The 25,282-nt window shown below is 71.8% G+C and carries 25 protein-coding genes; 14 read left to right on the top strand and 11 right to left on the bottom strand.

Features of this window, described 5'->3' with window-relative positions:
- Positions 1 to 58: 58 nt before the first annotated feature.
- The 3 genes from BLT23_RS37110 to BLT23_RS37100 form a co-directional block, all read right to left on the bottom strand.
- Complete coding sequence (locus tag BLT23_RS37110) at positions 59 to 1,300, bottom strand: arginine deiminase (RefSeq protein WP_245744561.1); 1,242 nt, start codon at positions 1,298 to 1,300, stop codon at positions 59 to 61.
- A 93-nt stretch (positions 1,301 to 1,393) separates the two neighbouring features.
- Positions 1,394 to 2,092 carry a CPBP family intramembrane glutamic endopeptidase gene (locus BLT23_RS37105; RefSeq protein WP_090059596.1) on the bottom strand — a complete coding sequence of 233 codons (699 nt, stop codon included), beginning with the start codon at positions 2,090 to 2,092 and terminating at the stop codon, positions 1,394 to 1,396.
- A 102-nt stretch (positions 2,093 to 2,194) separates the two neighbouring features.
- Complete coding sequence (locus BLT23_RS37100) at positions 2,195 to 2,959, bottom strand: DUF2470 domain-containing protein (protein WP_090059524.1); 765 nt, start codon at positions 2,957 to 2,959, stop codon at positions 2,195 to 2,197.
- Between the two features lie 76 nt (positions 2,960 to 3,035).
- Here BLT23_RS37100 and BLT23_RS37095 point away from each other — a divergent pair, with 76 nt between their 5' ends.
- Both BLT23_RS37095 and BLT23_RS37090 read left to right on the top strand, forming a co-directional pair.
- Positions 3,036 to 3,500 (top strand): hypothetical protein, encoded by a 465-nt coding sequence (locus tag BLT23_RS37095; protein WP_090059522.1) that lies wholly within the window; start codon positions 3,036 to 3,038, stop codon positions 3,498 to 3,500.
- A gap of 14 nt (positions 3,501 to 3,514) precedes the next feature.
- Positions 3,515 to 3,982, top strand: a complete 468-nt coding sequence (locus tag BLT23_RS37090) for a hypothetical protein (RefSeq protein ID WP_143036175.1) — start codon at positions 3,515 to 3,517, stop codon at positions 3,980 to 3,982.
- A gap of 4 nt (positions 3,983 to 3,986) precedes the next feature.
- Here BLT23_RS37090 and BLT23_RS37085 read toward each other — a convergent pair whose 3' ends face one another.
- Genes BLT23_RS37085 through BLT23_RS37070 form a run of 4 tightly spaced genes read right to left on the bottom strand, consistent with a single transcriptional unit; the run spans position 3,987 to position 7,693 of the window.
- Positions 3,987 to 5,129, bottom strand: a complete 1,143-nt coding sequence (locus BLT23_RS37085; RefSeq protein WP_090059518.1) for a VWA domain-containing protein — start codon at positions 5,127 to 5,129, stop codon at positions 3,987 to 3,989.
- Positions 5,126 to 5,758, bottom strand: coding sequence for an IclR family transcriptional regulator (locus BLT23_RS37080; RefSeq protein WP_090059514.1), 633 nt, complete (start codon positions 5,756 to 5,758; stop codon positions 5,126 to 5,128). Before BLT23_RS37080 ends, BLT23_RS37085 begins: the two co-directional genes overlap by 4 nt.
- Before the next feature lie 16 nt (positions 5,759 to 5,774).
- Entirely contained in the window at positions 5,775 to 6,938 is a 1,164-nt protein-coding gene (gene fahA / locus BLT23_RS37075; RefSeq protein WP_090059511.1) for a fumarylacetoacetase, read from the bottom strand.
- On the bottom strand, positions 6,935 to 7,693 hold the full coding sequence (locus tag BLT23_RS37070) for a hypothetical protein (RefSeq protein WP_218133992.1): 759 nt from the start codon (positions 7,691 to 7,693) through the stop codon (positions 6,935 to 6,937). The genes fahA and BLT23_RS37070 overlap by 4 nt, the downstream gene beginning before the upstream one ends.
- A gap of 175 nt (positions 7,694 to 7,868) precedes the next feature.
- Here BLT23_RS37070 and BLT23_RS37065 point away from each other — a divergent pair, with 175 nt between their 5' ends.
- From BLT23_RS37065 to BLT23_RS41155, 6 genes are read left to right on the top strand one after another with little or no spacing between them, the layout of a single operon-like run.
- Complete coding sequence (locus tag BLT23_RS37065; protein WP_090059506.1) at positions 7,869 to 9,041, top strand: homogentisate 1,2-dioxygenase; 1,173 nt, start codon at positions 7,869 to 7,871, stop codon at positions 9,039 to 9,041.
- 33 nt (positions 9,042 to 9,074) lie between these two features.
- A complete protein-coding gene (locus BLT23_RS37060; RefSeq protein WP_090059503.1) occupies positions 9,075 to 10,238 on the top strand; it encodes an SWIM zinc finger family protein in 1,164 nt (387 codons plus the stop codon).
- Complete coding sequence (locus BLT23_RS37055; protein ID WP_090059501.1) at positions 10,235 to 11,707, top strand: DUF5691 domain-containing protein; 1,473 nt, start codon at positions 10,235 to 10,237, stop codon at positions 11,705 to 11,707. The genes BLT23_RS37060 and BLT23_RS37055 overlap by 4 nt, the downstream gene beginning before the upstream one ends.
- Positions 11,704 to 12,789, top strand: coding sequence for an ATP-binding protein (locus BLT23_RS37050; RefSeq protein ID WP_090059498.1), 1,086 nt, complete (start codon positions 11,704 to 11,706; stop codon positions 12,787 to 12,789). The genes BLT23_RS37055 and BLT23_RS37050 overlap by 4 nt, the downstream gene beginning before the upstream one ends.
- Positions 12,782 to 14,908: a DUF5682 family protein gene (locus tag BLT23_RS37045; protein WP_090059496.1), complete on the top strand. Its 2,127-nt coding sequence runs from the start codon at positions 12,782 to 12,784 to the stop codon at positions 14,906 to 14,908. The genes BLT23_RS37050 and BLT23_RS37045 overlap by 8 nt, the downstream gene beginning before the upstream one ends.
- 35 nt (positions 14,909 to 14,943) lie before the next feature.
- Positions 14,944 to 15,102: a hypothetical protein gene (locus BLT23_RS41155; protein ID WP_176947103.1), complete on the top strand. Its 159-nt coding sequence runs from the start codon at positions 14,944 to 14,946 to the stop codon at positions 15,100 to 15,102.
- Here the strand turns inward: BLT23_RS41155 and BLT23_RS37040 are convergent, their stop codons facing one another.
- Positions 15,103 to 15,453 carry a cupin domain-containing protein gene (locus BLT23_RS37040; RefSeq protein ID WP_090059493.1) on the bottom strand — a complete coding sequence of 117 codons (351 nt, stop codon included), beginning with the start codon at positions 15,451 to 15,453 and terminating at the stop codon, positions 15,103 to 15,105. It lies immediately after the preceding gene.
- Between the two features lie 56 nt (positions 15,454 to 15,509).
- Between BLT23_RS37040 and BLT23_RS37035 the strand changes: the two genes are divergently transcribed.
- Positions 15,510 to 15,980 (top strand): MarR family winged helix-turn-helix transcriptional regulator, encoded by a 471-nt coding sequence (locus BLT23_RS37035; protein WP_245744560.1) that lies wholly within the window; start codon positions 15,510 to 15,512, stop codon positions 15,978 to 15,980.
- A gap of 3 nt (positions 15,981 to 15,983) precedes the next feature.
- On the opposite strand, the gene BLT23_RS37030 is transcribed toward BLT23_RS37035, so the two are convergent.
- Positions 15,984 to 16,562, bottom strand: coding sequence for a TMEM165/GDT1 family protein (locus BLT23_RS37030; RefSeq protein WP_090059593.1), 579 nt, complete (start codon positions 16,560 to 16,562; stop codon positions 15,984 to 15,986).
- Between the two features lie 329 nt (positions 16,563 to 16,891).
- Between BLT23_RS37030 and BLT23_RS37025 the strand changes: the two genes are divergently transcribed.
- Genes BLT23_RS37025 through BLT23_RS37010 form a run of 4 tightly spaced genes read left to right on the top strand, consistent with a single transcriptional unit; the run spans position 16,892 to position 23,473 of the window.
- Entirely contained in the window at positions 16,892 to 18,346 is a 1,455-nt protein-coding gene (locus BLT23_RS37025; protein WP_090059487.1) for a cytochrome ubiquinol oxidase subunit I, read from the top strand.
- Positions 18,347 to 18,360: 14 nt separating this feature from the next.
- Positions 18,361 to 19,332, top strand: coding sequence for a cytochrome d ubiquinol oxidase subunit II (cydB, locus tag BLT23_RS37020; RefSeq protein ID WP_090059484.1), 972 nt, complete (start codon positions 18,361 to 18,363; stop codon positions 19,330 to 19,332).
- Positions 19,332 to 22,361, top strand: coding sequence for a thiol reductant ABC exporter subunit CydD (gene cydD, locus BLT23_RS37015; protein ID WP_090059481.1), 3,030 nt, complete (start codon positions 19,332 to 19,334; stop codon positions 22,359 to 22,361). Before cydB ends, cydD begins: the two co-directional genes overlap by 1 nt.
- 5 nt (positions 22,362 to 22,366) lie before the next feature.
- Positions 22,367 to 23,473, top strand: a complete 1,107-nt coding sequence (locus tag BLT23_RS37010) for a GAF domain-containing sensor histidine kinase (RefSeq protein WP_090059478.1) — start codon at positions 22,367 to 22,369, stop codon at positions 23,471 to 23,473.
- On the opposite strand, the gene BLT23_RS37005 is transcribed toward BLT23_RS37010, so the two are convergent.
- Positions 23,451 to 24,068 carry a response regulator gene (locus BLT23_RS37005; protein ID WP_176947102.1) on the bottom strand — a complete coding sequence of 206 codons (618 nt, stop codon included), beginning with the start codon at positions 24,066 to 24,068 and terminating at the stop codon, positions 23,451 to 23,453. The genes BLT23_RS37010 and BLT23_RS37005 overlap by 23 nt on opposite strands.
- A 118-nt stretch (positions 24,069 to 24,186) precedes the next feature.
- Here BLT23_RS37005 and BLT23_RS37000 point away from each other — a divergent pair, with 118 nt between their 5' ends.
- The gene (locus tag BLT23_RS37000; protein WP_245744559.1) at positions 24,187 to 24,624 is read left to right on the top strand and encodes a GNAT family N-acetyltransferase; all 438 of its coding nucleotides are present in this window, start codon (positions 24,187 to 24,189) and stop codon (positions 24,622 to 24,624) included.
- Between the two features lie 44 nt (positions 24,625 to 24,668).
- Here the strand turns inward: BLT23_RS37000 and BLT23_RS36995 are convergent, their stop codons facing one another.
- Positions 24,669 to 25,247 carry a macro domain-containing protein gene (locus BLT23_RS36995; RefSeq protein WP_090059470.1) on the bottom strand — a complete coding sequence of 193 codons (579 nt, stop codon included), beginning with the start codon at positions 25,245 to 25,247 and terminating at the stop codon, positions 24,669 to 24,671.
- Between the last annotated feature and the right edge of the window lie 35 nt (positions 25,248 to 25,282).

Here is a 25,282-nt window from a genome sequence, read left to right as displayed (position 1 = left end):
GGCGGAGTCGCGGGCGACAGGACCGACCGGGTCCGGGGCGCACCTGGCGGCGGAGCGGTTACACCAGGGGTGCGCGGTCGATCGGGCAGGACATGCAGCGGGGGCCGCCGCGGCCGGAGCCCAGTTCGGAGCCTGCGATGCGGAGCACCTCGACGCCCGCGTCTTCCAGGCGGGCGTTGGTCTCCACGTTGCGTTCGTAGGCGACGACCAGGCCGGGGCCGACTGCGAGGGTGTTGTTGCCGTCGTCCCACTGTTCGCGTTCGGCGGTGATCACGTCGAGGCCGGTGTCGATCACCCGGAGGCGTTCGATGCCCATCGCTTCGGCGGCCGCGTCGAGGAAGGAGACCGGGCCGTCCACTCGGACGCCTCCCTCGCCGTCTGCCCGGAGGGGGTAGGCGGTCAGGGAGTGCCTGATGGCCGGGTACATGACCACTGCGTCCCGGTCGACCATCGTGCAGACCGTGTCGAGGTGCATGGTGGCGCGTTCCTGGGCGATGGGTACTGCCAGGACGGTGTGGGCCAGGCCGTCGGCCAGGGCTGAGCGGGCGAAGGACTCCGCGCCCGCGGGGGTGGTGCGTTCGCCTACGCCGATGGCGATCACGCCAGGGGCCAGGAGGAGGACGTCGCCGCCTTCCAGCGGGGCCGAGTGGGCGCCGTAGGCGCGGCCGGTGCGGCGGAAGCGCGGGTGGTAGGCGTAGATCAGGTCGGTGAGGGTCGTCTCGCGGTCTCGGGCGGGCAGGGCCAGGGACGTGATGGCCACCCGGTCGCCCACCCAGACGGACGAGTCGCGGGTGAAGAGCAGGTTCGGGAGCGGGTCCACCGCGAAGTCGATCGGGAGGTGCATCCTGCGGACCAGGGAGGCGCCTTCGGCTGCCGGGAGCTCCTCGAAGGTCATGCCGGTCATCAGCACCTGTGCCAGTTGGGTGGCAGGGAGCGAGGTGAGGTGGCTGCGGAGTGCGTCGGCCAGGTCGATGCCCAGGCGGCGTTCGTTGACGGCGCTGTGGATGCCTGCGATGCGGGCTCGGTTGTCCTCCAGAGCCTGCACCAGGACGTCGGACAGCAGCAGGACCTCGACGCCGCGGGCGGTCAGGGTCGCGGCGAACGCGTCGTGTTCCTCCTGGGCCCTGCCGAGCCACGGGACGCCGTCGAAGAGCAGCTGGTCGTTGTTGCGCGGGGTGAGCCTTTTGAGCTCGTTGCCCGGCCGGTGCAGCAGCACCGTGCGCAACGGGCCGACCTCGCTGTCCACACGGGGTGCGGCGTCCGGGAGTGCTTCGGTATCAGCGATCGTGTGCGCAGTCACCGGACGAGCGTAACTCTGAACAGCACAAATCGCCGTTCGTGACCGTGATTTAGCAACGAATGATGTGTGAAAGCGGGCGCGAGGACGGATTTGTTAAGGCAACCAGCTCAGTTTGCCTCGCAACATTGTGTAGCCGACGAACGCCACGACGTCGAGGATCGTGTGCGCGATGACCAGTGGCCACAGGCGCTTGGTGCGTTGCCAGTAGAAGCCGAAGACCAGGCCCATGACGAGGTTGCCGATGAACCCGCCGAAGCCCTGGTAGAGGTGGTACGAGCCGCGCAGCACGGCGGCGGCGAACAGGGCCGTGTACTGGCGCCAGCCCAGCTGCTGGAGGCGGGTGATCAGGTAGCCGACGACGAGGACCTCCTCGGCCCACGCGTTGCCGGCGGCGGCGAGGATCAGGGCGACGCTCATCCACCACTGGTTGTCCAGGGTCGACGGCTGGACGGCGAGGTTCAGGCCGAGGGCCCAGGCGGCGAAGTAGAACGCGAGGCCGGGGATGCCGATGATCGCGGCCAGGCCCAGGGCGCCGAGGGAGTCGGCGAGCTTGCGGGTGCCGTCGAGGCCGATGACGCGGAGCTTGATCCCGGTGCGCCACAGCAGGTACAGGCCGATGCCGCCCCACGCGGCGAGCTGCAGCACGCCGAGCAGCTGGGCGAGCAGGTCGAGCAGGTCGGCGCGCGCCTGGGGGACGTTGATGGCGACGGACTGCTGGTTGAGGGGGGCCGGCTGAAGCAGGCTGTCGACGAGCCGCACGAGGCTGCGCAGGCCGGACAGGCCCAGCGTCATGCTGAAGACGATCAGCAGTTCGAGCTGGTAACCGCGCTTCTCGTGCGCGGGGATCGCGGCGGGGATCAAGGTCACCCCCGTGACGCTACCGGCAGCGTTCGCTCACCTCTGGGCGAGGAAAGGGCAGCCCATCAGCCGCCGGAGCTCCCCGGCGAGCTCCTGCGGGGTGCTCACGGGCCGGGAGAACGCGATCCGCACGTCGTGGTCGTCGGTCTCGCCCTCGACGCGCAGCCGCAGCCCGAACCGGTCGAGCCCGAGCGGGCGCACGTGCCCGCCGCGCAGCTCCTCCGGCAGGTGGCGGGCGAGCTGGCCCACCACGTCGTGGTGTGACGCCTCCAGGTGCCGCAGCCAGTGGTCCTCCTCGCGGAAGAACGGGTCGGGCTGCGCGCTCGTGAACTGGTCGGGCCTGATCGACGAGGTGCCCTCGGCGTCGGCGATGACCAGCGACGCGGGCGTGAGCCGCAGGACGGCTGCCCCGTGCCCGGCGTCGAGCAGCCGGTGGTCCGGCCGCACGTCGGCGACCGCGAGGACCGCCTCGCGGGCCTCCTCGTCCTGCAGCGCGGTGACCCAGCCGGTGAGCCACAGCAGGCCGCGGACGGGTTCGCGCAACGCCACCGGGGCCTGGTCGGCGATCTCCAGCATCGCCGTCACCTCGGTGCGCGGCGCCTGCCAGAGCTGCCCCACCAGCGGGTGCTCCTCGGGCAGCAGCAGGAGCGTGGTGCCGCACGGGTGCACGTGGTGCAGCAGCGGGCTCGTGCGGGTGCCGGCCTGGGGGAGCAGTGCGGCCTGACCGCCGCGGGCGGCGATGGTGCGGGCGCGCTCCGCCGCGTGCGGCGCCGGTGGACGCCTGGTCTGGATGTCGGTCACCGCTCCACCTCCTGTGGTTAGGCGAGCCTAACTTAGTGCCTCTCCCCAAGGGAAGGATCACCTGTACCTTGAACGGGTGGTCGTGCCCAGCAAGCCGTCCACCGAGGTGACGGCGCTCGACGATCGGTGGACCCGGCACTGCGTCGACCGGGCGAGCAGGCGCGCCCTGGTGTGGACGGTGCTCGCCGGTGTGGCCTTCCTGCTCCAGTTCGTGGCGGTGCTCGCGTGGTCCTGGTCGTCGCCGGTGGCGCTGGTCCTGCTGTTCTTCGCCGCGGCGGTGCTGTGGTGGGTGACGAGGCGGCGACCTGTGCGGTTGCCGGAGGGGGAACCGTGGATCTTCGCGCACGCGAGGTGGGAGGGCGGCAGGCTCGTGGTGCTCACGAAGCCGCCGCTGCTGCTGTCCCTGAGGGTCGGTCCGCTGCTGCGCGGGAGGATCGCGCGGCACCGCCGGGTGTGGTTCGTCCCGCCCGACGCACGGGGGAACACCGTTGTGACGTTCAGGGGAGTTCCGCGACTCATTTCCGCCCGAGTGTTTCGTTGATCAAGTAGCGGGAAATGTCAGTGGACGTGCACGTGACCACGGCGTGGAGCGACACCTGCCTAGCGCGGGCGGACCGGCGCGCGGTCGGTCACATCCTCTTCGCCCTCGCCGTGCTCGGCGTCGTGCTGTGGATCGGGTGGATCTGGCTCACCGTGCTGTCGGTGCCGATCGTGCTCGAACTGGCCGTGCCGGGGCTGCGGCACTTCTTCACCCGCGGCCGCACGGTCGCCCTGCTCGAACGCTTCCCGTGGCGCCCGGTGAGCGTCCGGTTCGTGCCGGGCAAGCGGATCGGGCGTCAGGCGTACCTGCGGGTCGCCGACTCGGAGAACGACCTGCGGCTGCCCGAGCTGCCGGAACGGGCGCGCGTGCTCGTCCGGCACACCGGGCGGATCTGGATCGCCGGGCCGGACGAGCGCGGGCACGTGGTGGCCATGACGCGCGGGCTCGCGTTCCTCACCCGCGGCCGGGTCGTCGAGCGCTGACGGCCTAACGGCCCGTCGCGATGCCTTCCGCCTCCGCCCACTGCGTGAGGTCGTCCTTGCGCAGCGCCGCCGCCAGCAGCTCGGGGAACTTGTCGGGCGTGCAGGCGAACGCGGGCGCGCCCAGCGCGTGCAGCTTCGCGGCCAGCTCGTGGTCGTAGGCGGGCGTGCCGGAGTCGCTGAGCGCGAGCAGGTTCACGACCGTGACGCCGCTCGCGACCAGTTCGCGGACCCGCCGCAGCAGCTCGGACTCCGACCCGCCCTCGTACAGGTCGCTGATGATCACCACGACGGTGTCGGTGGGCCTGCGGACCAGCGTCTGCGCGTACGCGACCGCGCGGTTGATGTCCGTGCCGCCGCCGAGCTGGGCGCTGAACAGCAGGTCCACCGGGTCGCTGAGCTGGTCGGTCAGGTCCGCCACCTCGGTGTCGAACACGACGAGCCGCGTCGAGACCGACCGGATCGAGGCGAGCGCGGAGCCGAGGACGGCCGCGTGCACCAGTGAGTCCGCCATCGAGCCGGACTGGTCGACGAGCAGCACGACGTCCCGCATCGCCGCGGTCCGGTTGCGCCGGCGGTGCCCGATGAGGTCCTCGACCACGACCGTGCGGTGCTGCGGCTGGTAGTTCTTCAGGTTCGCCTTGATCGTGGTCGCCCAGTCGACGTCCGGCAGCTGCGGGCGGTGCGTGCGCTTCGAGCGGTCGACGGCGCCGCGCACGGCCTCGACCAGCCGGTCGGTCAGCCGTCGTTCGATGTCCTCGACCACCTTGCGCACCACGGCCTTCGCCGTGTCACGGGTGCGGGCCGGGATGGCGCGGGAGAGCTGCAACAGGGTGCTGACCAGGTTCACGTCCGGCTCGACGGCCTCCAGCAGCTCCGGTTCGAGCAGCAGCTGCTTGAGCCCGAGCTTCTCGACCGCGTCGCGCTGCATCACCTGCACGACGGACGTGGGGAAGTACTTGCGGACGTCGCCGAGCCACCTGTGCAGCTGCGGCGAGCTGGCACCCAGACCGGCGCCCCTGTCACCGCCACCGCCGTAGAGGCCCGTGAGCGCGCTGTCGCGCCGTTGGTCGTCCTCGCCCAGCTCGGACACCTCTTCGGCGCTCGGCCCCAGCAACAACCGCCAGCGCCTGAGCCGTTCGTCCGTCATTTGAGCGCTGCCGCCACTTCTTCGGCCGCGCGCACGACGTGAGGGCCGACGATGTCCGCGTCGAGCCGTTCCAGCGCCACGACGCCCACGGACGCCCGTAGGCCGGGAACGCCGCGCACAGCCGCCGCGACACCGAACGCGTTGGGTTGCAGCTCGCCCGCGGAGGCCACCCACGCCTCGGCGAGCTGCGAGATGGCCTTGCCGGCCGCCCCGCGCTGCACCGGGTGCCGCGACCCCACCCGGTACGCCACGTGGAACGACGTCCACGACGGCTCGACGACGGCGACGGCCTGGGCCTCGCCGCCGTCCGCGACGGTCAGGTGCGCGGTGGCGCCGACCTTCTCCGCCAGCTCCCTGAGCGCGGGGTTCGCCGCCTGCCGCAGCTGCGGCAGGACGTTGGAGGCGAGCCGCAGCACGCCCAGGCCCAGCCGGACCTTCGACCCCTCCCTGCGCACCAGGCCGCGGGCCTGCAACGGCACGAGGAGCCGGTACACGGCGGCCCTGGACGCGCCGATGGCCGTGGCGAGCTCCGAGATCGACGGTGCCTCGGACTCCGCCTCGGCGACAGCCTGGAGGAGCGCCAGACCCCGTTCCAGGGTCAGCGAGCTCTCCTTCGTCGCTCCGACCATCACGCGCTCCGCGCCATCACGCACTCCGAACTGTGCCCACCACCTCGGCGAGACCGACCACGGAACCGCCCTCGCCGGGAGCGGTGGCGGTCAGCCTGACCGTGTCACCGTCCTCCAGGAAGGACCGCGTGGAGCCGTCGTCGAGCTCGAATGGTTCCTTGCCGCCCCAGCTCAGCTCGAGGAACGAGCCGCGCTCGTCCTTCTCCGGTCCGGAGACCGTGCCGGAGGCGAACAGATCACCCGGGCGCACCGTAGCGCCGTTCACCGTCATGTGGGCGAGCTGTTGCACAAAAGACCACGACATCTCCCGGAACGGGGGCCGCGCGACGATCGTGCCGTTCAGCTCCACCGTGATCGTGATGTCGAGGCCCCACGGCTGGTCGCACGTCAGGTAGTCGTGCAGCTTGTTCGGCAGCGGCGGGGTCGGCACGCGGGCGACGGCGAACGCCTCCAGCGGCGTGACCCAGGCGCTGATCGACGTGGCGAACGACTTGGCGAGGAACGGGCCGAGCGGCTGGTACTCCCACGCCTGGATGTCGCGCGCCGACCAGTCGTTGACCAGCGCGACGCCGAACACGTGCTCGGCCGCCCTGCTCGTGGACACGTTCGCGGCCTCCGGCCCGCCGCAGACGAAGCCGACCTCGGCCTCGATGTCGAGCCGTTCGGAGGGACCGAACTTGGGGCCTTCGCTGCCGCGCTTCTGGCCGTTCGGCCGCCTGATGTCCGTGCCGGAGACGTACACCGTGCCGGCGCGGCCGTGGTAGCCGATCGGCAGGTGCGTCCAGTTCGGCGTGAGCGGGTCGCCGTCGGGGCGGAACATCCGGCCGACGTTCTCCGCGTGGTGCCTGCTGGAGTAGAAGTCCACGTAGTCGCCCACGGTGAACGGCAGCTTCGCCGTCTCGATGCCGACCAGCTCGGCGCCCTTCGGCGCGGACTGGGCCGACACGATCTCGCGCAGCTTGGCCCGCAGCACGCTCCAGACGGGCCGTCCCGCCCGCAGCAGCGGGTCGAGCGAGTCGCCCTGGACGAACTCGCTGCACTTGCCCAGCGCCAGGCTCCGCAGCAGCAGGGCCTGGTCGCCGACGCGGACGGCCACACCGCCGTCCACGACGCCGTAGGGCAGGGTCTGCGGTCCGAACGGCTGGTCCTCGGTGAAGTTCGGGTCGCTGATCCAGCTCACAGCAGTCCAAGCTCCTCGAGGTCGGCGATCGGTTCGGCGAGCGAGCACGAGCCGTAGCTCGCGAACACCCCGCGCACGGCGTGCGCGGCCTGGTCGCTGAGCGCCTTGGCCTCGGCGGTGAGAGCCTGGGCGTCGGTGCTCGCGAGCGCCTCCCGCACGTCGCGGCCGCTCAGACTGCGGGCGGTCGCCACGAGGAGGTTCAGGAAGCCGTGGTGGGTGAAGCCCTGCTCGTCGGTGTGGCGGACGGCCTTGTGCAGGCCGGCCGTCGCCTTGAACGCGACACCGCCACCGCTGACGACGGACAGGAAGTCGGCGACCTCCTCGACGCTCGGGAAGTTCTCCTGGGAGACCCCTCCGCAGCGCAGCTTGGGCCAGCTGCCGTGCTCGATGACCCGGCGGACGCCGTCGAGCCACTCGGCACCGCCGCGGCGGGGTTCGACGACGCGGATGACGTCCTCGGGGACGAACTCCGACACGCGTTCGAGCCACACCTCGTCCACATCGGACGGTGCGGGCATCTCGACCATGCGCAGTGCCAGCAGTTCGCTGCGGCTCTCGACGATGGACACGGCCTTCGGCACGCCGCCGAGGCCCGTGTCGATCACCAGCGAGAGCGCGATCGGTTTCGGGGGCTTGACCTTGATGAGCTCGGTGATCAGTTCGGCGAGCCGCGAGGCGGGGCACAGGAACAGTCCCATGACCCCGGACCACTCGCCGACTCGTCCGTCGAGGTGACCGCGCACCGCGTCGGGCATCGACGCGTTCCCCGGAGGGAACAGCGCGGCATCGTCCACAAGCCTCGCGAGCAGGGGCGGAGTACCGCGCGGACCGGGCGCACGGAGTTCGACAGCGCTTGACACGGCTGACACGCTAGCCGTGTCACGTCAACTGAACAAAGATGTCCGATAATCGAACGCCCTCGGAGAGGTCATGGCCTACTACCGCCAGGTCGGGGAGATCCCCCGAAAGCGCCACACCCAGTTCCGCAAACCGGACGGTGGGCTCTACGCGGAAGAGCTCATGGGGGTCGAGGGCTTCTCGGCGGACTCGGCGCTGCTGTACCACCGCCACCTGCCCACCGCGATCGTCAACGCGGAGACGCTGAAGGACGAGCGCGGGACCGTCGCGCCGAACCTCCCGCTCAAGCCGCGGCACTTCAAGACCACCGACCTGACCTGGGCCTCCGACGAGGTCGACGCCGTCACCGGGCGCCGCAAGCTGTTCGGCAACCCGGACGTGACCATCGCGTTCGTCGTGGCCAACGCGCCTTCGCCGTTGTACCGCAACGCCTTCGGCGACGAGCTGCTGTACGTGCAGAAGGGCTCCGGCGTCGTCGAGACGATCTACGGCGCCCTGGAGGTCGGCGACGGCGACTACGTCGTGATCCCGACCTCGTGCACCTACCGGGTCGTGCCGGCCGAGCCGATGTCCGTGCTGGTGCTGGAGGCGACCGGGCACATCGGGCCGCCCAAGCGCTACCTGTCGAAGGCCGGCCAGTTCCTGGAGCACTCGCCGTACTGCGAGCGGGACATCCGCGGGCCCTCCGAGCCGCTGCTCGTCGAGGGCACCGACGTGGACGTGATCGTGCGGCACCGCGCGGGCCTCACGAAGTTCACCTACGCCAACCACCCGTTCGACGTCGTCGGCTGGGACGGCCACCTGTACCCGTGGGCGTTCAACATCCGCGACTTCGAGCCGATCACCGGCCGCGTGCACCAGCCGCCGCCCGTGCACCAGACGTTCGAGGGCCCGAACTTCGTCGTGTGCTCGTTCTGCCCCCGCAAGGTCGACTACCACCCGCTGGCCGTGCCGGTGCCGTACAACCACGCGAACGTCGACTCGGACGAGCTGATGTTCTACGTCGGCGGCAACTACGAGGCGCGCAAGGGCTCCGGCATCGGCATCGGCTCGATGTCGCTGCACCCGTCCGGCTGCACGCACGGACCGCAGCCGGGAGCCGTCGAGGCGTCCCTCGGGGTCGACTACTTCGACGAGACCGCGGTCATGGTCGACACCTTCCGCCCGCTGGAGCTGGGCGAGGCGGCGGAGGCGAGCGAGGACCCGGCGTACGCGTGGACGTGGGCCCGGCGCGGTCCGGCCTGATTTCCTGTCGGGGGTCCTCGCTACTTTGATCGGGTGAGGACACGAGCCGTACCGACGCGCTGGCAGGGCCTGGGCAAGGCCCTGCCGGTGCTGTGGGGCCTCTACTCGGGCTCGGGCTCCACGCCGTACCGCGTGTGCGTCGACCTGGCCGCCGGGTCGGCCAAGTGCACGTGCCCGTCCCGCAAGTTCCCCTGCAAGCACGCCGTGAGCCTGCAGGAGCTCGACCTCCCGGACGCCACCCCGCCCGAGTGGGTGCAGGAGTGGACGACCAGGAGAGCGGCCCGCGAGCTCGACTCCTCGCCGGAGGCCGTGGCGCGGCGGCAGCGCTCGCGCGAGAAGACGGCGGCGAACCGCGCGCTGGCGATGTCGTCCGGCATCGACGGCCTGCGCGACTGGCTGCTCGACGTGGCGTCCGCGGGCATCGCGTCCCTGCCGGGCCGCCCCGCGTCGTGGTGGCAGGCGTTCACCGCGCGCATGATCGACGCCCAGGTCCCCGGCGTGGCCGCCGCCGTGGGCGAGATCCAGGAGATCGTGGCCCGCGCGGGCCCCCGCTGGACCTCCGACGTGGCCGACCGCCTCGGCGGCCTGCACCTGCTGTGCGCCGTGCAGCCGCGCTCGCGCCTCGGCGTCACCGTCCCCGAGGAGACTGTCAAGGCCGCACCCGGCGTCTCCGACAGCTGGGTGGCCCTGCTGCGCCTGGAGACCGACGACGGCCGCGTCCGCACCGTCCGCCAGTGGTGCCGGGGCCGCCGGACGGGCCGGTGGGTCGTCGCGATCCGCCACTCCGCCGTGGGCGCCCCCGTGCCGCTGCTGCCGCACGGCCTGGAGTCCACGGCCGTGGTCCACCCCTACCCGGACTCCGACCGCGTCGCCCTGGGCGAGCTGGAGGGCTCGCACGACCCCGCCCCGGTGCCCGCGCCCGAGTCGTGGCGCACCGCCCTGGCCGCCCTGGAGCCGCGGCTGGTCGCCGACCCCTGGCAGCGCCTCTTCCCGCTCGGCTGCGCCTCCGTGCGGCTGTGCGCCGGGTCGCTGGTGGACGGGACAGGTCACGGATTGCCGGTCCGCGACGATGGAGGGCTCGACATGGCCTTGGCGTTGACCGGCGGGGTGCCGTTCGACGCGTGGGGGCTGTGGGACGGCCACGCGCTCCGGCTCGGGGCGGTCGTGGTGGACGGGCGGCTGGAGGTGGTGGGGTGAAGGCCGACTGGTCCCAGGCCGTCCAGACCCTCCTCATCGGCACCACCAGGGGCGGCGGCGACCCGGCGAAGCTCCTCGACGACTGCGCCGCGCTCGGCGTGGCGGCGTTCGGTGCCACGCTGCCGCCGCGGGTCGAGGCCGACCCGCTGCCGCCGGCGCCGCCGGAGACCGCGAACTTCCCGCGCCCGGCCGCCAGAGCCGTCCTCGACGCGATCATGAGCCTCGACGACGAGGTCCTGCTGACCGAGTGGTGCGCCCTCGCCAAGGCGGGCGGCGTCGTGGCCGAGCACCGGATGCTGCCCGCCCTGCTGTCCCTCGGCACGGCCCGTCCCGGGCTGCGCGCCGCCGTGGTGGAGGTGCTGGGGGCCAGGGGGCGCTGGCTCGCGGGCACCCGGCCGGGCTGGTCGTGGGCGAGTGGCGCGGCGCCGCTGGTCGACGAGGTGCCGCTGGAGGAGGTCCTCGACCTGCCGAGCGCCCAGCGGGTACGGGCGTTGCGGCGCAAGCGGAAGACCGATCCGGACCGGGTGGGGGAGTTCATCGCGCGCGAGTTCGCGGCGTCCCGCCGGTCGGCGGATCGGCAGGTGCTGGTCAGCGCGCTCGAAACCGGGCTGGGGGCGCGGGACGAGAAGCTGCTCGAAGCGGCGCTGGACGACAGGGCGGCGGCCGTGCACGACGAGGCGTTGCGGCTGCTGCGCACGCTGGGGCGCACGCGGCTGGCCGCTCGTGCCGCCCACCGGCTGCGGCACGGCCTGCGGCTCACCTCGGACGGGCTCGACGTGCGGCCGGACGACCTCTACACCCGGCCGCCGGACGCGGCCGAGCAGCGCGATCTCATGCGCGACGGGTCCGAGAACGGGGTGGCCGGTCGGATCAGGGCCGCGGCGGCGAGCGTGCCGACGTCGTACTGGACGTCGACGCTCAAGGCAGACGACGCCGGGGCCGCCGGGGTCCTGCGGCGAGGGCCGTGGGCCGGTGCGCTGCTCAGGGGCGTCGCGCACCAGCTCGCCGCGGCGCGCGACCCGCGGCCGTGGGCGATGGCGGCGGCCGAGACGCTGACCGGCATGGAGCAGCTGGAGATGCTGGCCGGGCTGCCGTCGCCGGTCGCGGAGGCCGCGGTCGTGGCCGTGTCCGTGAACTGGCACTACGACCTGCTCGACCACGCCTGCTCGCAGCTGCCCGCGCCCTGGTCGCCGGAGACCACCCGCGCGTTGATGCACCGGTACGCCGCGCTGCCCGACCCGCGCTGGCGGTCGGGGCGGCCGCCCAACGTGCTGCTGGCGCGGGGCGACGCCGACCTGCTCGGCGCCAGCTGGGAGGCTCTGACCCGGCGCTGGCCGGAGAGCTCCCTGGAGCTGGAGGTCCTCGGCCTCCGCATCCGCCTGCGCGAGTCGTTCGCACCCCAGACCGAACCACCTGCCGAACCGTCCACCGAACCGCAGACCGCACCGCAGACCCAGGAGGTCCCGTGACCGCCGTGCTCAGGCCGACGGCCGAACAGCAGTACGCCGCCGAGCTCGAGGCCGTCGCGGCGCACGACGACCGGGAGCGGCCGCCGAACTGGCGCCTGTCGCCGCGGGCCGTCGTGACGTACGTGCTGGGCGGCACGCTGCCCGACGGCACGGTGGTCACGCCGAAGTACGTGGGGTCGCGCCGGCTGGTCGAGGTCGCGGTGGGCACGCTGGTGACGGACAGGGCGTTGCTGCTCGTGGGTGTGCCGGGCACCGCCAAGTCGTGGCTGTCCGAGCACCTCGCGGCGGCGATCAGCGGCGACTCGACGCTGGTGGTGCAGGGCACCGCGGGCACGAGCGAGGACCAGGTCCGCTACGGCTGGAACTACGCCCGCCTGATCGCCGAGGGGCCGAGCGAGAACGCGCTGGTGCCGAGCCCGGTCATGAAGGGCATGCGGAACGGGGCCGTGGTGCGGGTCGAGGAGCTGACCCGGATGCCGTCGGAGGTGCAGGACTCGTTCATCACGATCCTGAGCGAGAAGTCGCTGCCGGTGCCGGAGCTGAGCTCGCAGGTGCAGGCCGTGCCGGGCTTCACGGTCATCGCGACGGCCAACGACCGCGACCGGGGCGTCAACCAGATGTCGTCGGCGCTCGCGCGGCGCTTCAACACCGTGGTGCTGCCGCCGCCCGCGACCGAGGACGCCGAGGTCGAGATCGTCGTGACGCGCGCGCAGCAGCTCGGCCGGGCGTTGCGGCTGCCCGCCGAACCGCCCGCGCTCGACGAGGTGCGCCGCGTCGTGCGGATCTTCCGCGAGCTGCGCAACGGTTCCACAGTGGACGGTCGCACGCAGCTGAAGAAGCCGAGCGGCAGCCTGTCCACGGCGGAGGCCATCTCGGTCATCGCGAACGGCATGGCGCTCGCCGGGCACTTCGGCGACGGCACGCTGGGCGCGGACGAGCTGGCGAGCGGGCTCATCGGGTCGGTGGTGAAGGACCGGGTGTCGGACACGACGGTGTGGCAGGAGTACCTGGAGACGGTGCTGAAGGAGCGCGCCGAGTGGCGCGACCTCTACCGGGCCTGCCTGGACGTGAGCGGTGACTGAACCCGTCCTGCTCGGCATCCGCCACCACGGTCCCGGCTCCGCCCGCATGGTGGAGCGGGCGCTGGCGAAGACCGAGCCCGCGCTGATCCTGATCGAGGGGCCGCCCGAGGCGGACGGGCTGCTGGAGCACGTCCACGCCCTCACCCCGCCGGTCGCGATCCTGCTGCACGACGAGACCGACCCGGAGAACGCCGCGTTCTGGCCGTTCGCGGAGTTCTCGCCGGAGTGGCGGGCGTTGCGGTACGCGGCGGACAACGGCGTTCCCGCGCGGTTCTTCGACCTCCCGGCGGCGGCCTCGATCGGTGACGACGGCCCGAGCGGCGTGGTCGACCCGATCGGCCTGCTCGCCGAGGCGGCCGGGTTCGACGACCCGGAACGCTGGTGGGAGGACGTCGTCGAGCACAGCGCGTCCGACCCGCTCGACCTCGCGAACGCCATCGCCGAGGCGATGGTGGCCGTGCGCGCGGAGTTCGAGGACGAGGTCGGTGAACGCACGCTGCGCCGTGAGGCGTTCATGCGGCAGACGATCCGCAAGGCGCGCAAGGAGACCGACGGCCCGATCGTCGTCGTGTGCGGCGCGTGGCACGTGCCGGCGCTGCTGACGAAACCGACGGTCGCCTCGGACACGGCGCTGCTGAAGGGCTTGCGGCGCCGCAAGATCTCCGGCACGTGGGTGCCGTGGAGCCACGGCCAGCTCGCCGCGGCCTCCGGTTACGGCGCGGGTGTCGACTCGCCGGGCTGGTACGCGCACCTGTGGCAGCACCAGGAGGACGTGGTGCCGCGCTGGTTCGCGAAGGCCGCCGCCGTGCTGCGGGAGGAGGACCTGCCCGCGTCGACGGCGAGCGCCGTGGAGGCGGTGCGGCTCGCGGAGACGCTGGCGGCGTTGCGGGAACGGCCGAGCGCGGGGCTGAGCGAGGTCAACGAGGCGGCGCTGGCCGTGTTGTGCGGCGGCGAGGAGATCCACCTCCGGCTGGTGCACCGCAAGCTCGTCGTCGGCGAACGCCTCGGCGAGGTCGGCGAGGCGGTTCCGCGTTCGCCGCTGGCGGCGGATCTCCAACGCCTGCAACGCAGGCTGCGTCTGCCCGCGGACCCGGCGCCCAAGCAGCTCAAGCTCGACCTGCGCAAGGACACCGACCGCGAACGCTCGAAGCTGTTGCAGCGGCTGGGCGTTCTCGGCGTGCCGTGGGGCAAGCAGGACAGGTCGACGTCGCTGGGCACGTTCGCCGAGGTCTGGCAGCTGCGCTGGGACCCGGTCTTCGCGGTGTCGGTGGCGGTGGCCGCTCGGCACGGCACGACGGTCCACACGGCGGCGGAGAACGTCCTGGTCCAGGCCGCGAAGGACGCCACGAGGGTGGCGGACGCGGCCGCGATCCTGACGAGGTCGGTCGGGTGCGAGCTGCCCAAGGCAGTCACGGCCGCCCGCGACGCGCTCGACCGCTGCGCCGCGCTGGCCACCGACGCCCTCGAGCTCCTCGGCGCCCTCCCGGACCTGGCCCGCACCGTCCGCTACGGCTCGGTCCGCGGCACCGACCCGGAACTGCTCCGCGTCGCCCTGCACGGCCTGCTCACGCGTGGTGCGGTCGGCCTGCCGCTGGCGTGCCGGAACATCGACGACGAGACGGCGGAGAGCGCGCTCGCCACGCTCGACGGCGCCCACGAGGCCACCCGGCTGGCCGCCGACGACGACCACCAGAAGACGTGGTGGCGTGCCCTGCACGCGCTGGTGAAGGCGGAGGCGCACGGCCTGCCGACCGGCCGCGCGACCCGCCTGCTGTGGGAGGCGGGGGAGCTGACCAGCGACGACGTGGCCGCGCGGCTGCACCGCTCGGTGGCGACGGCGTTCGTGGCGGGCTTCCTGCGCGGCTCGGCCACGCTGCTGGCGGCCGACCCGCGGCTGTTCGGCCTGATCGACGAATGGCTCACGGGTCTGCGCGGCGACGCGTTCGACGACGCGCTGCCGTTGCTGCGCAGGGCCGTCACCGACTTCACGCCCGCCGAGCGGCGCCTGCTCGGCGAACGCGTCGTGGCCGGCCGGACCCCGCAGCCCGAAGCGGACGACGAGTGGGACCTGGCCGTCGCGGAACGGCTCGCGGCCCACGTGCGGAGCCTGCTGGCCTGAGTTTGGCCTCCGGTCGATCCGGCGATCCTCCTGTCGTGACCGCACCGGAAGAACACCAGCTCACCGCGCCGGACGAGGGCCGCCTCGACGAGACGCGGCAGTTGATCGACGAGGCTAAGAAGATCGCCCACGACCTGCGCGAAGAGGTCCCGGACACCAGGGCGGAGCCGCCGGAGGAGTCCCCGGCGAACTGACTAGAGCGACCAGGGCGGCGTGATCGTCGTGCCGTCGGCGATCACGGCCCGGATGCCGACCGACGTCGCGACCAGGACCCGCGCGGGTCCTCCGGTCAGCGACAGCTCGGTGCCGGGCGCGACGACGACCGCGTCACCGGCCGACGCGGTGTGCCCCTGGATCGTCACGGTCCCGGACAGCACGTAGAACACCTCTTCCTTCGTGACGACGTGAGGCGCTCCGTCGCCTCCCTCCGGCACGTCGACCGTCCACAGCGCGATCTCCGCGCTGCCGCGCGACGGCACGGCCAGCGACCTGAACTCGAACCCGCCGAACGAGTGCGTGACGGCGGAATCCCCCGTGATGAGCACGCCTACCTCCAAAGTAGTCAACTGGGTTGACCAACCTTAGGATGTGGTCAACCTGGTTGTCTACCCTGGAGGCGCACGTGGACCCGGTGCCCGCCCTGCTGGCGATGACCTACCGCGCCCTCGGCGACCAGTTCCACGACCGGCTGAGGCAGATCGGCCTCGAACCGCTGCGCCCCGCCCACGGCTACGTCTTCCGGTTCCTCAAGGAGCGCCGCGCCACCACCGTCGACATCGGCGCGCACCTCGGCGTCACCAAGCAGGCGGCGGCGAAGATCGTCGCCGAGCTCGACGAGTGGGGCTACGTCCTGCGCGAGCCCCACCCGACGGACCGGCGGGCCCAGTACGTCGCGCTCACGACCAAGGGCCGCGACTACCTCAAGCTCGCCGACAACCTGTGGGCCGACCTGGAGGGCGAGATGGCCGAGGCGATCGGGGCCGCCACGCTCGACACGGTCAAGCAGGGCCTCACCGCGTACCTCCGGCACGTCCACGGCGACGACCAGCCGGGGCTCCGGCCGGTCTGGTAGCGGTCAGAAGATCCGGGTCACCGCGACGACGGCGAACACGGCGAAGACCACGCCGGCCACCCGCTGGATCCAGTGCGTCGGCAGCCGCCCGGCGAGCTTGCGCCCCACCAGGACCGCGATCCCGGCCACGGCGACCAGCGCCAGCCACGCCCCGAGCCCGACCGCGATCGGCGTCCCGTAGCGGGCGGTGATGCCGGCCGTCGCGAGCTGCGAGGCGTCACCCCACTCGGCCGCGAACAGCACGCCGAACGACGTCAGCGCCGCACGCCAGAACGGCACCACCGCGCGTTCGCCGACCTCGGCGTCGGTGTCCTCCTCCTTCGAGAACCCCTCCTTGAGCAGCAGGAACGCGCCGATGCCGAACAACAGCGCGACGACGATGGCGACCACTCGGTCCGGCAGCAGGGTGATGACCGAGCCGAACGCGGCGGCGATCACGCTCTGCGCGGCGAAGGCCGCGACGACACCCGTGAACACCGGCCACGCGCGGTAGCGCGTGGTCAGCACCAAGGTGGCGACCATCGTCTTGTCGGGGAGCTCGACGAGGAACACCACCGCGAAGGCGGTGATGAACGCGAGCAATGAAGTGGCCACGAGGTCCTCCACGTCCGATACGTTCCCGGACGGAGGCGCAACAGACCCCGACCGGGCATGTTGCACAACCCGGCCGGAGGTCTCGTTCGCCCGTACAAGACGGGTGTGGCGCCGGATCCGCTCGAAGGCGGGTCAGTATGTCGACCACCACGCCACCGGCTGACAGCTCCGGTGGGAACTACTCCCCTCTGGCACGTCCATCCTATCGGACCGGTGCCACGGGACCGGCGTGACGCTGCGCACGGGACCTTGGTCCCGACCGGGAACAGGACCGTCGTACCTGATAGCGGCCGTGTTCCGTTCTTAGGCTCGGTGACGTGGAAGTACTCGAACTCGCGCGGTGGCAGTTCGGCATCACCACCGTCTACCACTTTCTGATGGTGCCGTTGACTATCGGCCTGTCCCTGCTGGTCGCGGGGATGCAGACCGCGTGGGTGCGCACGGGTGACGAGCGCTACTACAAGATGACGAAGTTCTGGGGGAAGCTCCTCCTGATCAACTTCGCGATGGGCGTCGTGACGGGCATCGTGCAGGAGTTCCAGTTCGGCATGGCCTGGAGCGCCTACTCGCGGTTCGTCGGTGACGTGTTCGGCGCGCCGCTCGCGATGGAGGGCATCGTCGCCTTCTTCGTCGAGTCGACGTTCCTCGGCCTGTGGATCTTCGGCTGGGACAAGCTGCCGAAGAAGGTCCACCTCGCCTGCGCCTGGGCGTTCAGCCTCGCCACGATGGCGAGCGCGTACTTCATCCTCGCCGCCAACTCGTGGATGCAGCACCCGGTCGGCATCGTGATGGACGAGGGCCGCCCCCGGCTCACCTCGATCTGGGCCGTGCTGACCAACAACACGGTGCTCGCCGCGTTCCCGCACACCATCGCGGGCGCGTTCGCGGTCGCCGCCGCCTTCCTCGTGGGCATCGCCGCCTGGCACCTGCACCGCAAGTCGGAGGAGGAGCGGGTCTGGCGCGGCTCGCTCAAGCTCGGCACGTGGGTCGGTGTCGTCGCGTTCGCCGCGCTGAGCATCAGCGGTGACCTCCAGGGCAAGCTCATGTTCGAGCAGCAGCCGATGAAGATGGCCGCCGCGGAAGCCCTGTGCCACACCGAGCAGCCCGCGAGCTTCAGCGTGTTCGCCGTCGGCGACGTGCGCAGGCCCGACTGCGAGAACGTCAAGAGCATCACGGTGCCCGCGTTGCTGAGCTTCTTGGCGCACAACGACTTCGACACGGAGGTCAAGGGCATCGAGGAGCTGGTCCCGCTGTACCAGGAGCGCTACGGTGAGTTCTACCCCGTCGACGAACGGCTGGGTGAGCTCAGCGGTCAGCCGATCGACTACGTGCCCTCGCTGCCGGTGACCTACTGGGGTTTCCGGTTCATGATCGGGTTCGGTGCCGTCTCGGCCGGTCTGGGCGTCTTCATGCTCTGGCTGACGCGGAAGAACCGGACGCCCACCGGCTGGTGGTTCCCGGCTCTCGGCCTCGCCGGCATCGCGACCCCGTTCCTGGCCAACAGCTTCGGCTGGATCTTCACCGAGATGGGCAGGCAGCCGTTCGTTGTGGTGCCCAACCCGTCCGGTGTGGACGGTGTCTGGATGTTCACCGCGCAGGCGGTGTCGAACAGCACCGCCGGTGAGGTCCTGACCTCGCTCATCGCGCTCACCGCGGTCTACAGCGTGCTGGCGGTCGTGGAGTTCTACCTGATCCGCAAGTACGTCAGAGGCGGTATCCCCGGCGTGCTGCCCCAGAAGTCCGACGACGGCGCCCTGGCGTTCGCGTACTAGGGGAGAGGGACGACGTGGAAACGCTCTGGTTCGTGCTCATCGCCGTGCTGTGGCTCGGCTACCTGTTCCTCGAAGGGTTCGACTTCGGTGTCGGGATGCTGCTGCCGGTGCTCGGCCGCAGCAACGCCGAACGCCGGGTCATGATCAACACCATCGGGCCGGTCTGGGACGGCAACGAGGTGTGGCTCATCGTCGCGATCGGTGCCACGTTCGCGGCCTTCCCCGGCTGGTACGCGGCGCTGCTGAGCGCCGCGTACCTGCCGCTGACCCTGTTCCTGGTCGCGTTGATCGGCCGCGGCGTCGCGTTCGACTACCGCGGCAAGGTCGACAACCCCCGCTGGCGCAAGGCGTGGGACGTGACCATCGTCGCCGGCTCGTGGGTCGCCACGCTCTGCGTCGGCCTGCTGATCTCGACGACGGTGCTCGGCCTGCCGATCGACGCGAACGGCGACCGCGTGGGCTCGGTCTTCGCGGCCTTCCGGCTGGACACGATCATCGGCGCGCTCGCGTTCGCCGGCTACGCGCTGGTGCACGGAGCCGTGTTCACCGCGCTGAAGACCGAGGGCGAGATCCGCGAGCGGGCCCGCCGGGTGGCGCTCATGGCGGCGCCGGTGGCGTTGCTGCCGCTCGTCGCCCTGCTCGCCATCGTCGCCGGGCTCTGGGCCGGTCTCGTGGTCGTCGTCCTCGTCGCGGCGATGTGGCGGCTGGCGGCGGACCGCGACGGCCAGTCGTTCGCGCTGATGGGGCTCGCGATCGCGGCGAGCGTCGTGATCCTGTTCGGCTCGCTCTACCCGTACGTCCTGCCGTCGACGCTGAACGACGCGTGGTCGCTCACGATCGCCAACACGGCTTCGAGCCCGTACACGTTGCAGGTGATGACGTGGGTCGCCGCGTTCGGCACGCCCGCGGTGCTCGTCTACCAGGGCTGGACCTACTGGGTGTTCCGCAAGCGCATCGGCGTGCACCACATCCCGGCAGCGCACTGATGATGAAGCGAGGCCCGCTGGGCGCACTGCCCCAGCTCTCCCGGAACGCCAGGCGCGCCCTCGTCGGGGTGGGCGCCCTGGCGTTCCTCAACGCCCTGGCGCTCGTCGCCCAGGCCGTCGCGCTCGCGTCGGTGATCACGACCCGCGAGGGTCTTCCGCTGCTGGCCGTGGCGATCCTCGCGCGGGCGGGCCTGTCGTGGGCCACCGAGTCGGTGGCCGCCCGTGCCGCCGCGGGCGCCAAGGAGGAGCTGCGGACCCAGCTGCTCGCCAAGTCGTTCGAACGCGGCCCCGGCTGGATCGCGGGCCGCGGCACGGCCGAGCTGTCGGTGCTCGCGACCAAGGGCCTCGACGCGCTCGACGCGTACTTCACCCGCTACCTGCCCGCGCTGGTCACGGCCGTGGTCGTGCCGCCGCTGGTGGGGGCGTGGATCCTGTTCACGGACTGGCCGTCGGCCGTGCTGATCGCGGTGACCGTGCCGTTGATCCCGATCTTCGCCGCGCTGGTCGGCTGGTACACCGAGAAGCGCGTGCAGAAGGCCGCCGACGTCACCGAGCTGCTCTCGGCGCAGCTGCTCGAACTCCTGCGGGCACTTCCGGTGCTCACGGTGTTCGGCCGGGCGAAGCAGCAGGCCGATGCCGTGCGGCAGCTCGGCGAGCAGCACCGCAAGGCCACGATGGGCACGCTGAAGATCGCGTTCCTGAGCGCTCTGGTGCTGGAGATCGCGGCCTCCCTGTCGGTCGCGCTCATCGCCGTCGGCATCGGCATCCGGCTGGTCGACGGCGACATGACCCTGATGACCGCACTGGTCGTGCTGATCCTCGCCCCGGAGTGCTACCTCCCCCTCCGCGCGGCGGGCGCCGCCCACCACGCCAGCGAGGACGGCCTGGAAGCCGTCCGCCGCGTAGCCGAAGCCGTCACCACTGACCCGCACGCGGGGCCCCCGCGTGCGGTCAGAAAGTACGCGGGGGCCCCGCGTACTATTGGCGGGCGCGTGCTGGTGTCTGATTTGCGGGTTTTGCGGCGGGGTGGGTTCGCGCCGGACGGGGTCAGCTTCGACGTGCGGCAGGGGGAGGTTCACCGGCTCGAAGGGGCGAGCGGGGCGGGGAAGTCGACCACGTTCGGGGTGCTGCTCGGGTTCGTGGAGCCGACGGACGGCGTCGTCCAGGTCGTCGGCGACATCGCATACGTGCCGCAGAAGCCCGCGTTCGCCGCCGCCACGCCGCGTGCGGAGCTGGAGCTGACCGTCCCGGACGCCGAGGACGTCGAGGACGTCGCCCGCGAGGTCGCCGCGGAGCACCTGCTCGACCGGCGGATCACGGACCTCTCGACCGGCGAACGCCAACGCGTCGCGGTCGCGCGCGCCCTGTTGAGGGTGCGGCACGGCGCGACGGTGCTGTTGCTCGACGAGCCGACCGCGCACCTCGACCCGGTGACAAGTCGAAAAGTCGACAAAGCGATCAAGCGCGCCAGTGAGACCGCGGCGGTCGTCCTCGCCTCGCACCGCGACAAGGAGGCGACCGAGGACGAGACCGTCGCCAGGGTCGTCACGGAGGAGACTCCGGAGGAACGGCCGCAGCGGTTGCCGATCCCGTGGAAGGGCGCCGGGCTGGGAATCCTGGCGGCGCTGGCAGGCATCGCGCTGACCGCGCTGGCCGCGCACCTGATCGCCCGTGCCGCCGAGATGCCGCCGATCCTCACGCTGTCGGTGCTGGTCGTGGGCGTGCGGACGTTCGCGCTGAGCAAGGGCGTCCTCCGGTACGTCGAACGCCTGGTCACGCACCACGAGGCGTTCAAGCTCGCCACGGACCTGCGCGCCGAGCTGTGGCTTCGGCTCGTGCGCACCCAACGGCGCGACGGCCTCCAACGACTCGTCGAGGACACCGACACCGTGCGCGACCTCGTGCCGCGGGTCCTCGTGCCGCCGGTCGTCGCGATCGGCGCGGGCATCGGGACCACGGTCCTGTTCGCGTTCATCGACCCGGCCGCCGCGGTGGTGCTGGGCGGACTGCTGCTCGCGGCGGGCCTCGTCGCCCCGGCCGTCGCCGTCTGGACCGAACGCAGGGCCAGCACGAAGCTCGCCAGGGGCCGGCGCGAGGTCGCCCGCGACACGATCAACGCGCTCGCCGCCGCCCCGGACCTGATCGCGCACGACGCCCACCACCGCGTGCTGGACCGCCTGCACGCCGCCGACGTCGACCTGGCGGCCCAGACCCGCAGGCAAGCGTTTGGCACCGGTGCCGCCACGGCGGTCGTCCTGCTCGCCACCGGGTTCGCCGCCCTGGCCTGCGCCACGACCGGCAACCCGGTGCTCGGCCTGGTCCCGCTCGCCCTCGCCGAGCCGCTGGCCGCGCTGCCGCTCGCCGCCCAGCAGCGCAGGGCGTTGCGGGAGGCCACCGCGCGCCTGCGGTTCGACGCACCGGAACGCCCCGAGCCCGCCCGCGGCAAGCGCATCCGGCTGGAGAACGTCGACGTCCGCTGGCCCGGCGCCACCGAGCCGACGTTGCGCGACCTGCACCTCAACGTCGAACCCGGCACGCACGTCGCGGTCGTCGGACCGTCCGGCAGCGGCAAGTCGACGCTGTTCGCGCTGCTCCTGGGCTTCCTGCCGCCCGAGCGCGGCATCGTCGAGCTGCCCCGCGCCACCTGGTGCCCGCAGGAGCCGATGCTGGTCAGCACGACCGTGCGGGAGAACCTGCGGATGTCGGGCGCGCACGACGACGACGCGCTGAAGGACGCGCTGCGCCAGGCGTGCCTGCCGGAGTGGACCGACCGGCTCGACACCGTGATCCGGCCCGACCAGGTCTCCGGCGGCGAGGCGCAACGGCTCGCGCTCGCCAGGGCGTTGCTGCACGACGCCGACGTGGTGCTGCTCGACGAGCCCACCGCGCACCTCGACGAGCCGACCGCCCGCGAGCTGCTCGACCGGCTGCGCCGCGACGGCAGGACCGTGCTGCACATCACCCACCGGCCCGACGAGGCCGCGAAGGCGGACCTCGTGCTGGACCTCGGCGCACCGGCCTACCGTTGAGGACCATGGACCCCTCCCTGGCCCGGCGCGTGCTGGTCGCGTCGACCGAGATCACGTCGGCGGCGCTGGAAGACCCGGAGAACGTGCTCAGGCTCGTGGTGGAGGCGGCCGCGGAGATCGCGGACGCCGATCTCGGCCTGGCCATGCTCACCACGGACGACGACGACGGCACGCTCACCGTCGAGGCGTCCAGCGGCGAACCGGTCACCGCCGTGCTCAGCCCGCGCAGCGCCGCCGCCAAGGCCGCGCGCACCGGCGTGCCGGTGATGGCCGACGACGTCACGAGCGACCCGCGCACCGCCCCGTACGTGCCGCAGCCGCTGCGCGGGTACGGGCCGTTCGCCGTCGCGCCGTTCGGCACCTCGGACCGCAAGATCGGCGCGCTGACCGTCTACCGCCGCCGCGACAAGCCGCCGTTCACGCAGGAGACGGTCGACGTGCTGACGGCGTTCGCGGCCCAGGCCGGTCTCGCCGTGGTGCTGGCGGAGGGCTTCACCGCACGGCAGCGCGTCGCCGTCTACGAGGAGCGCGAACGCATCGCCCGCGACCTGCACGACGTGATCATCCAGCGGCTCTACGGCGCGGGCGTGCAGCTCAGCCTGCTGGAACGGCGGCTCGGCAAGAAGCTCGACTCCGGGTCGCGCGCCAGGATCGACGAGGCCGTCGACCTCGTCGACCAGACGATCGCCGAGGTCCGCGCCACCGTCCGCAGGCTGCGCAACACCGACCCGGCCGACTCCGCCGACCTGCACGACTCGATCAAGGCCGAGGTCCGCACGGCCGGCGAGCTGCTCGGGTTCGCGCCGCGCCTGCACGTGTCCGGCGACCTGGCCAACGTGCCGCGCGGGCACGCCGACGACGCACGGGCCGCGCTGCGCGAGGCGCTGTCGAACGTCGTGCGGCACTCCGGGGCCACCCACGTCCAGATCGACGTGCGGCGCGACGAGAAGCACCTGCTGCTGAGAGTCGCGGACAACGGGTGCGGCATCCCGTCCGGGGTCACCCAGCGAGGTTTGCGGCACCTCGCGGAACGGGCGAAGGGCGCGAGCGGTGATTTCCGCGTCGCGAGTTCCCCGAACGGGACGACGCTCACCTGGTGCGTCCCCGTTTAGCCACCCAGGCGGCGGCTTGCGTTCGCCGTTCCATGCCGAGTTTGGCGAGCACGGACGTGACGTAGTTCTTCACGGTCTTCTCCGCGAGGAACAACCGTTCACCGATTTGGCGGTTTGTCAGGCCCTCACCGATGAGCTCCAACACGCGCTGTTCCTGATCGGTGAGGCCAACCGGGGCCGGATTGCGCATCCGTTCGAGTACCCGGCTTGTGGTGGCGGGGTCCAGAAGCGACCGTCCTGCCGCGACTTCGCGCACCGCCGTCACGACGTCCTGACCGCGGACCTGTTTGAGCAGATATCCGGAAGCACCGGCCATGATGGCCCCGACCAGTGCCTCCTCGTCGTCGAACGCGGTCAGCACGAGGCAGCGGATTCCCCGGTCGCGCAGGGATCGGCACAGGTCGACGCCACTGCCGTCGGGCAGCTGAACGTCCACAACCGCCACATCCGGCGGCGTGTTCGCGGCCCTCGCAATCGCCTCGCCGACCGAGCCCGCCTCGGCGATGACCGAGATGTCCTCCTCGTCGTCGAGCATCTCGCGCAGTCCTCTGCGCACCACTTCGTGATCGTCAACCAACAAAACGCGCACTGGCACGAATCCACCGTACGTCGAATGGCTGTTCCTGAGTGACACTCGGATTGAGACAGTTCATGTCATGGCAGAAGGCTCGGTAAGGCCGATCGAGGAAGCAGATCGCATAGTTGTCGCTCGTTTGGTCCTGGAGCTGTGGGGCGCGCACACAAGCGTCGCGCACGGCGAGGTGTTCTTCCCCGCGAGTCTGCCGGGCTTCCTCGTGGAAAAGCAGGGTCACGTGCTCGGACTGCTGACCTACGCGGTGACGAACCACCAGCTCGAAATCGTCACGATCGACGCGTTGCGGCGGGGCAGGGGAGTCGGCACCGCGCTCGTCGACGCCGCGGTCCGCCAGGCCCGCACGATCGGGTGCTCGCGGGTGCGGCTGACGACGACGAACGACAACCTCGACGCGATCCGGTTCTACCAGCGCCGCGGGTTCAAGCTGGCGGCGCTGCGCCCGGACGCGGTCAGGGAGGCGCGCAAGCTCAAACCCGAGATACCGGCGGTGGGGGACTTCGGCATCCCCATCACGGACGAGCTCGACCTGGAACGATGGGTGGCTCCACGGCAGTAGTCCACAGCTGTCCACACATCTGTCCACAGGTTGTGCACAGATGCTCACACGTGCAACGAGTTGAACGACTCGTCCCACGCGGCCGCGACCTGGTGGGCGCACGTGGACGGCGTCACGCCACCCACGCCGGTGCCGAGACCGGGCATCGCGATGGTGTGGACGGCGTCGCGGACCGGCGTGCCGTCCTCCAGGCGCCCGTCGAGCCACAGCCGCAGCACGGCGCGGGCCGCCAGGTACGGGTGGACGGTGTCGACCGGGAGGCGCTCACCGGGCAGGCGCATGGTCGGCGCGCTGATCAGCCACGCGGGCTCGGTCTCGCCCGTCGGCACGATCTGCGCCTCGCCCACCGGCAGCTCACCGCCGTGCAACGCGAGCACCGCGCTGCGGACGTTGTTCTCGACCTGCGGGAACGCCGTGGCGTAGACGGCGTCGATGCCGCCGCGCATCCAGCCCTGCGAGTTCGCGGGGCTCACGACGGCCTGCGCGTGGATGTCGAGCACGGACCCCCGGTGCACCCGGACTCCGGCGCGTCCGTCCGCGACGGCGAGCCAGGCGTCGGCCATGGGTCCGTCGACCGCGCACAACACGATTTCAGGCGCTAGGGCGGGCACGGCCCACAGCATTCCAGTTCGAACGGCCCCGGCGGAACCCAGGTTCG

It is taken from the genome of Lentzea fradiae (genome assembly GCF_900100955.1).
GTDB classification, from domain to species: Bacteria; Actinomycetota; Actinomycetes; order Mycobacteriales; family Pseudonocardiaceae; genus Lentzea; species Lentzea fradiae.
The sequence above is the reverse complement of the archived record's forward strand: the minus strand, read 5'-3'. Positions and strand labels throughout refer to the sequence as shown.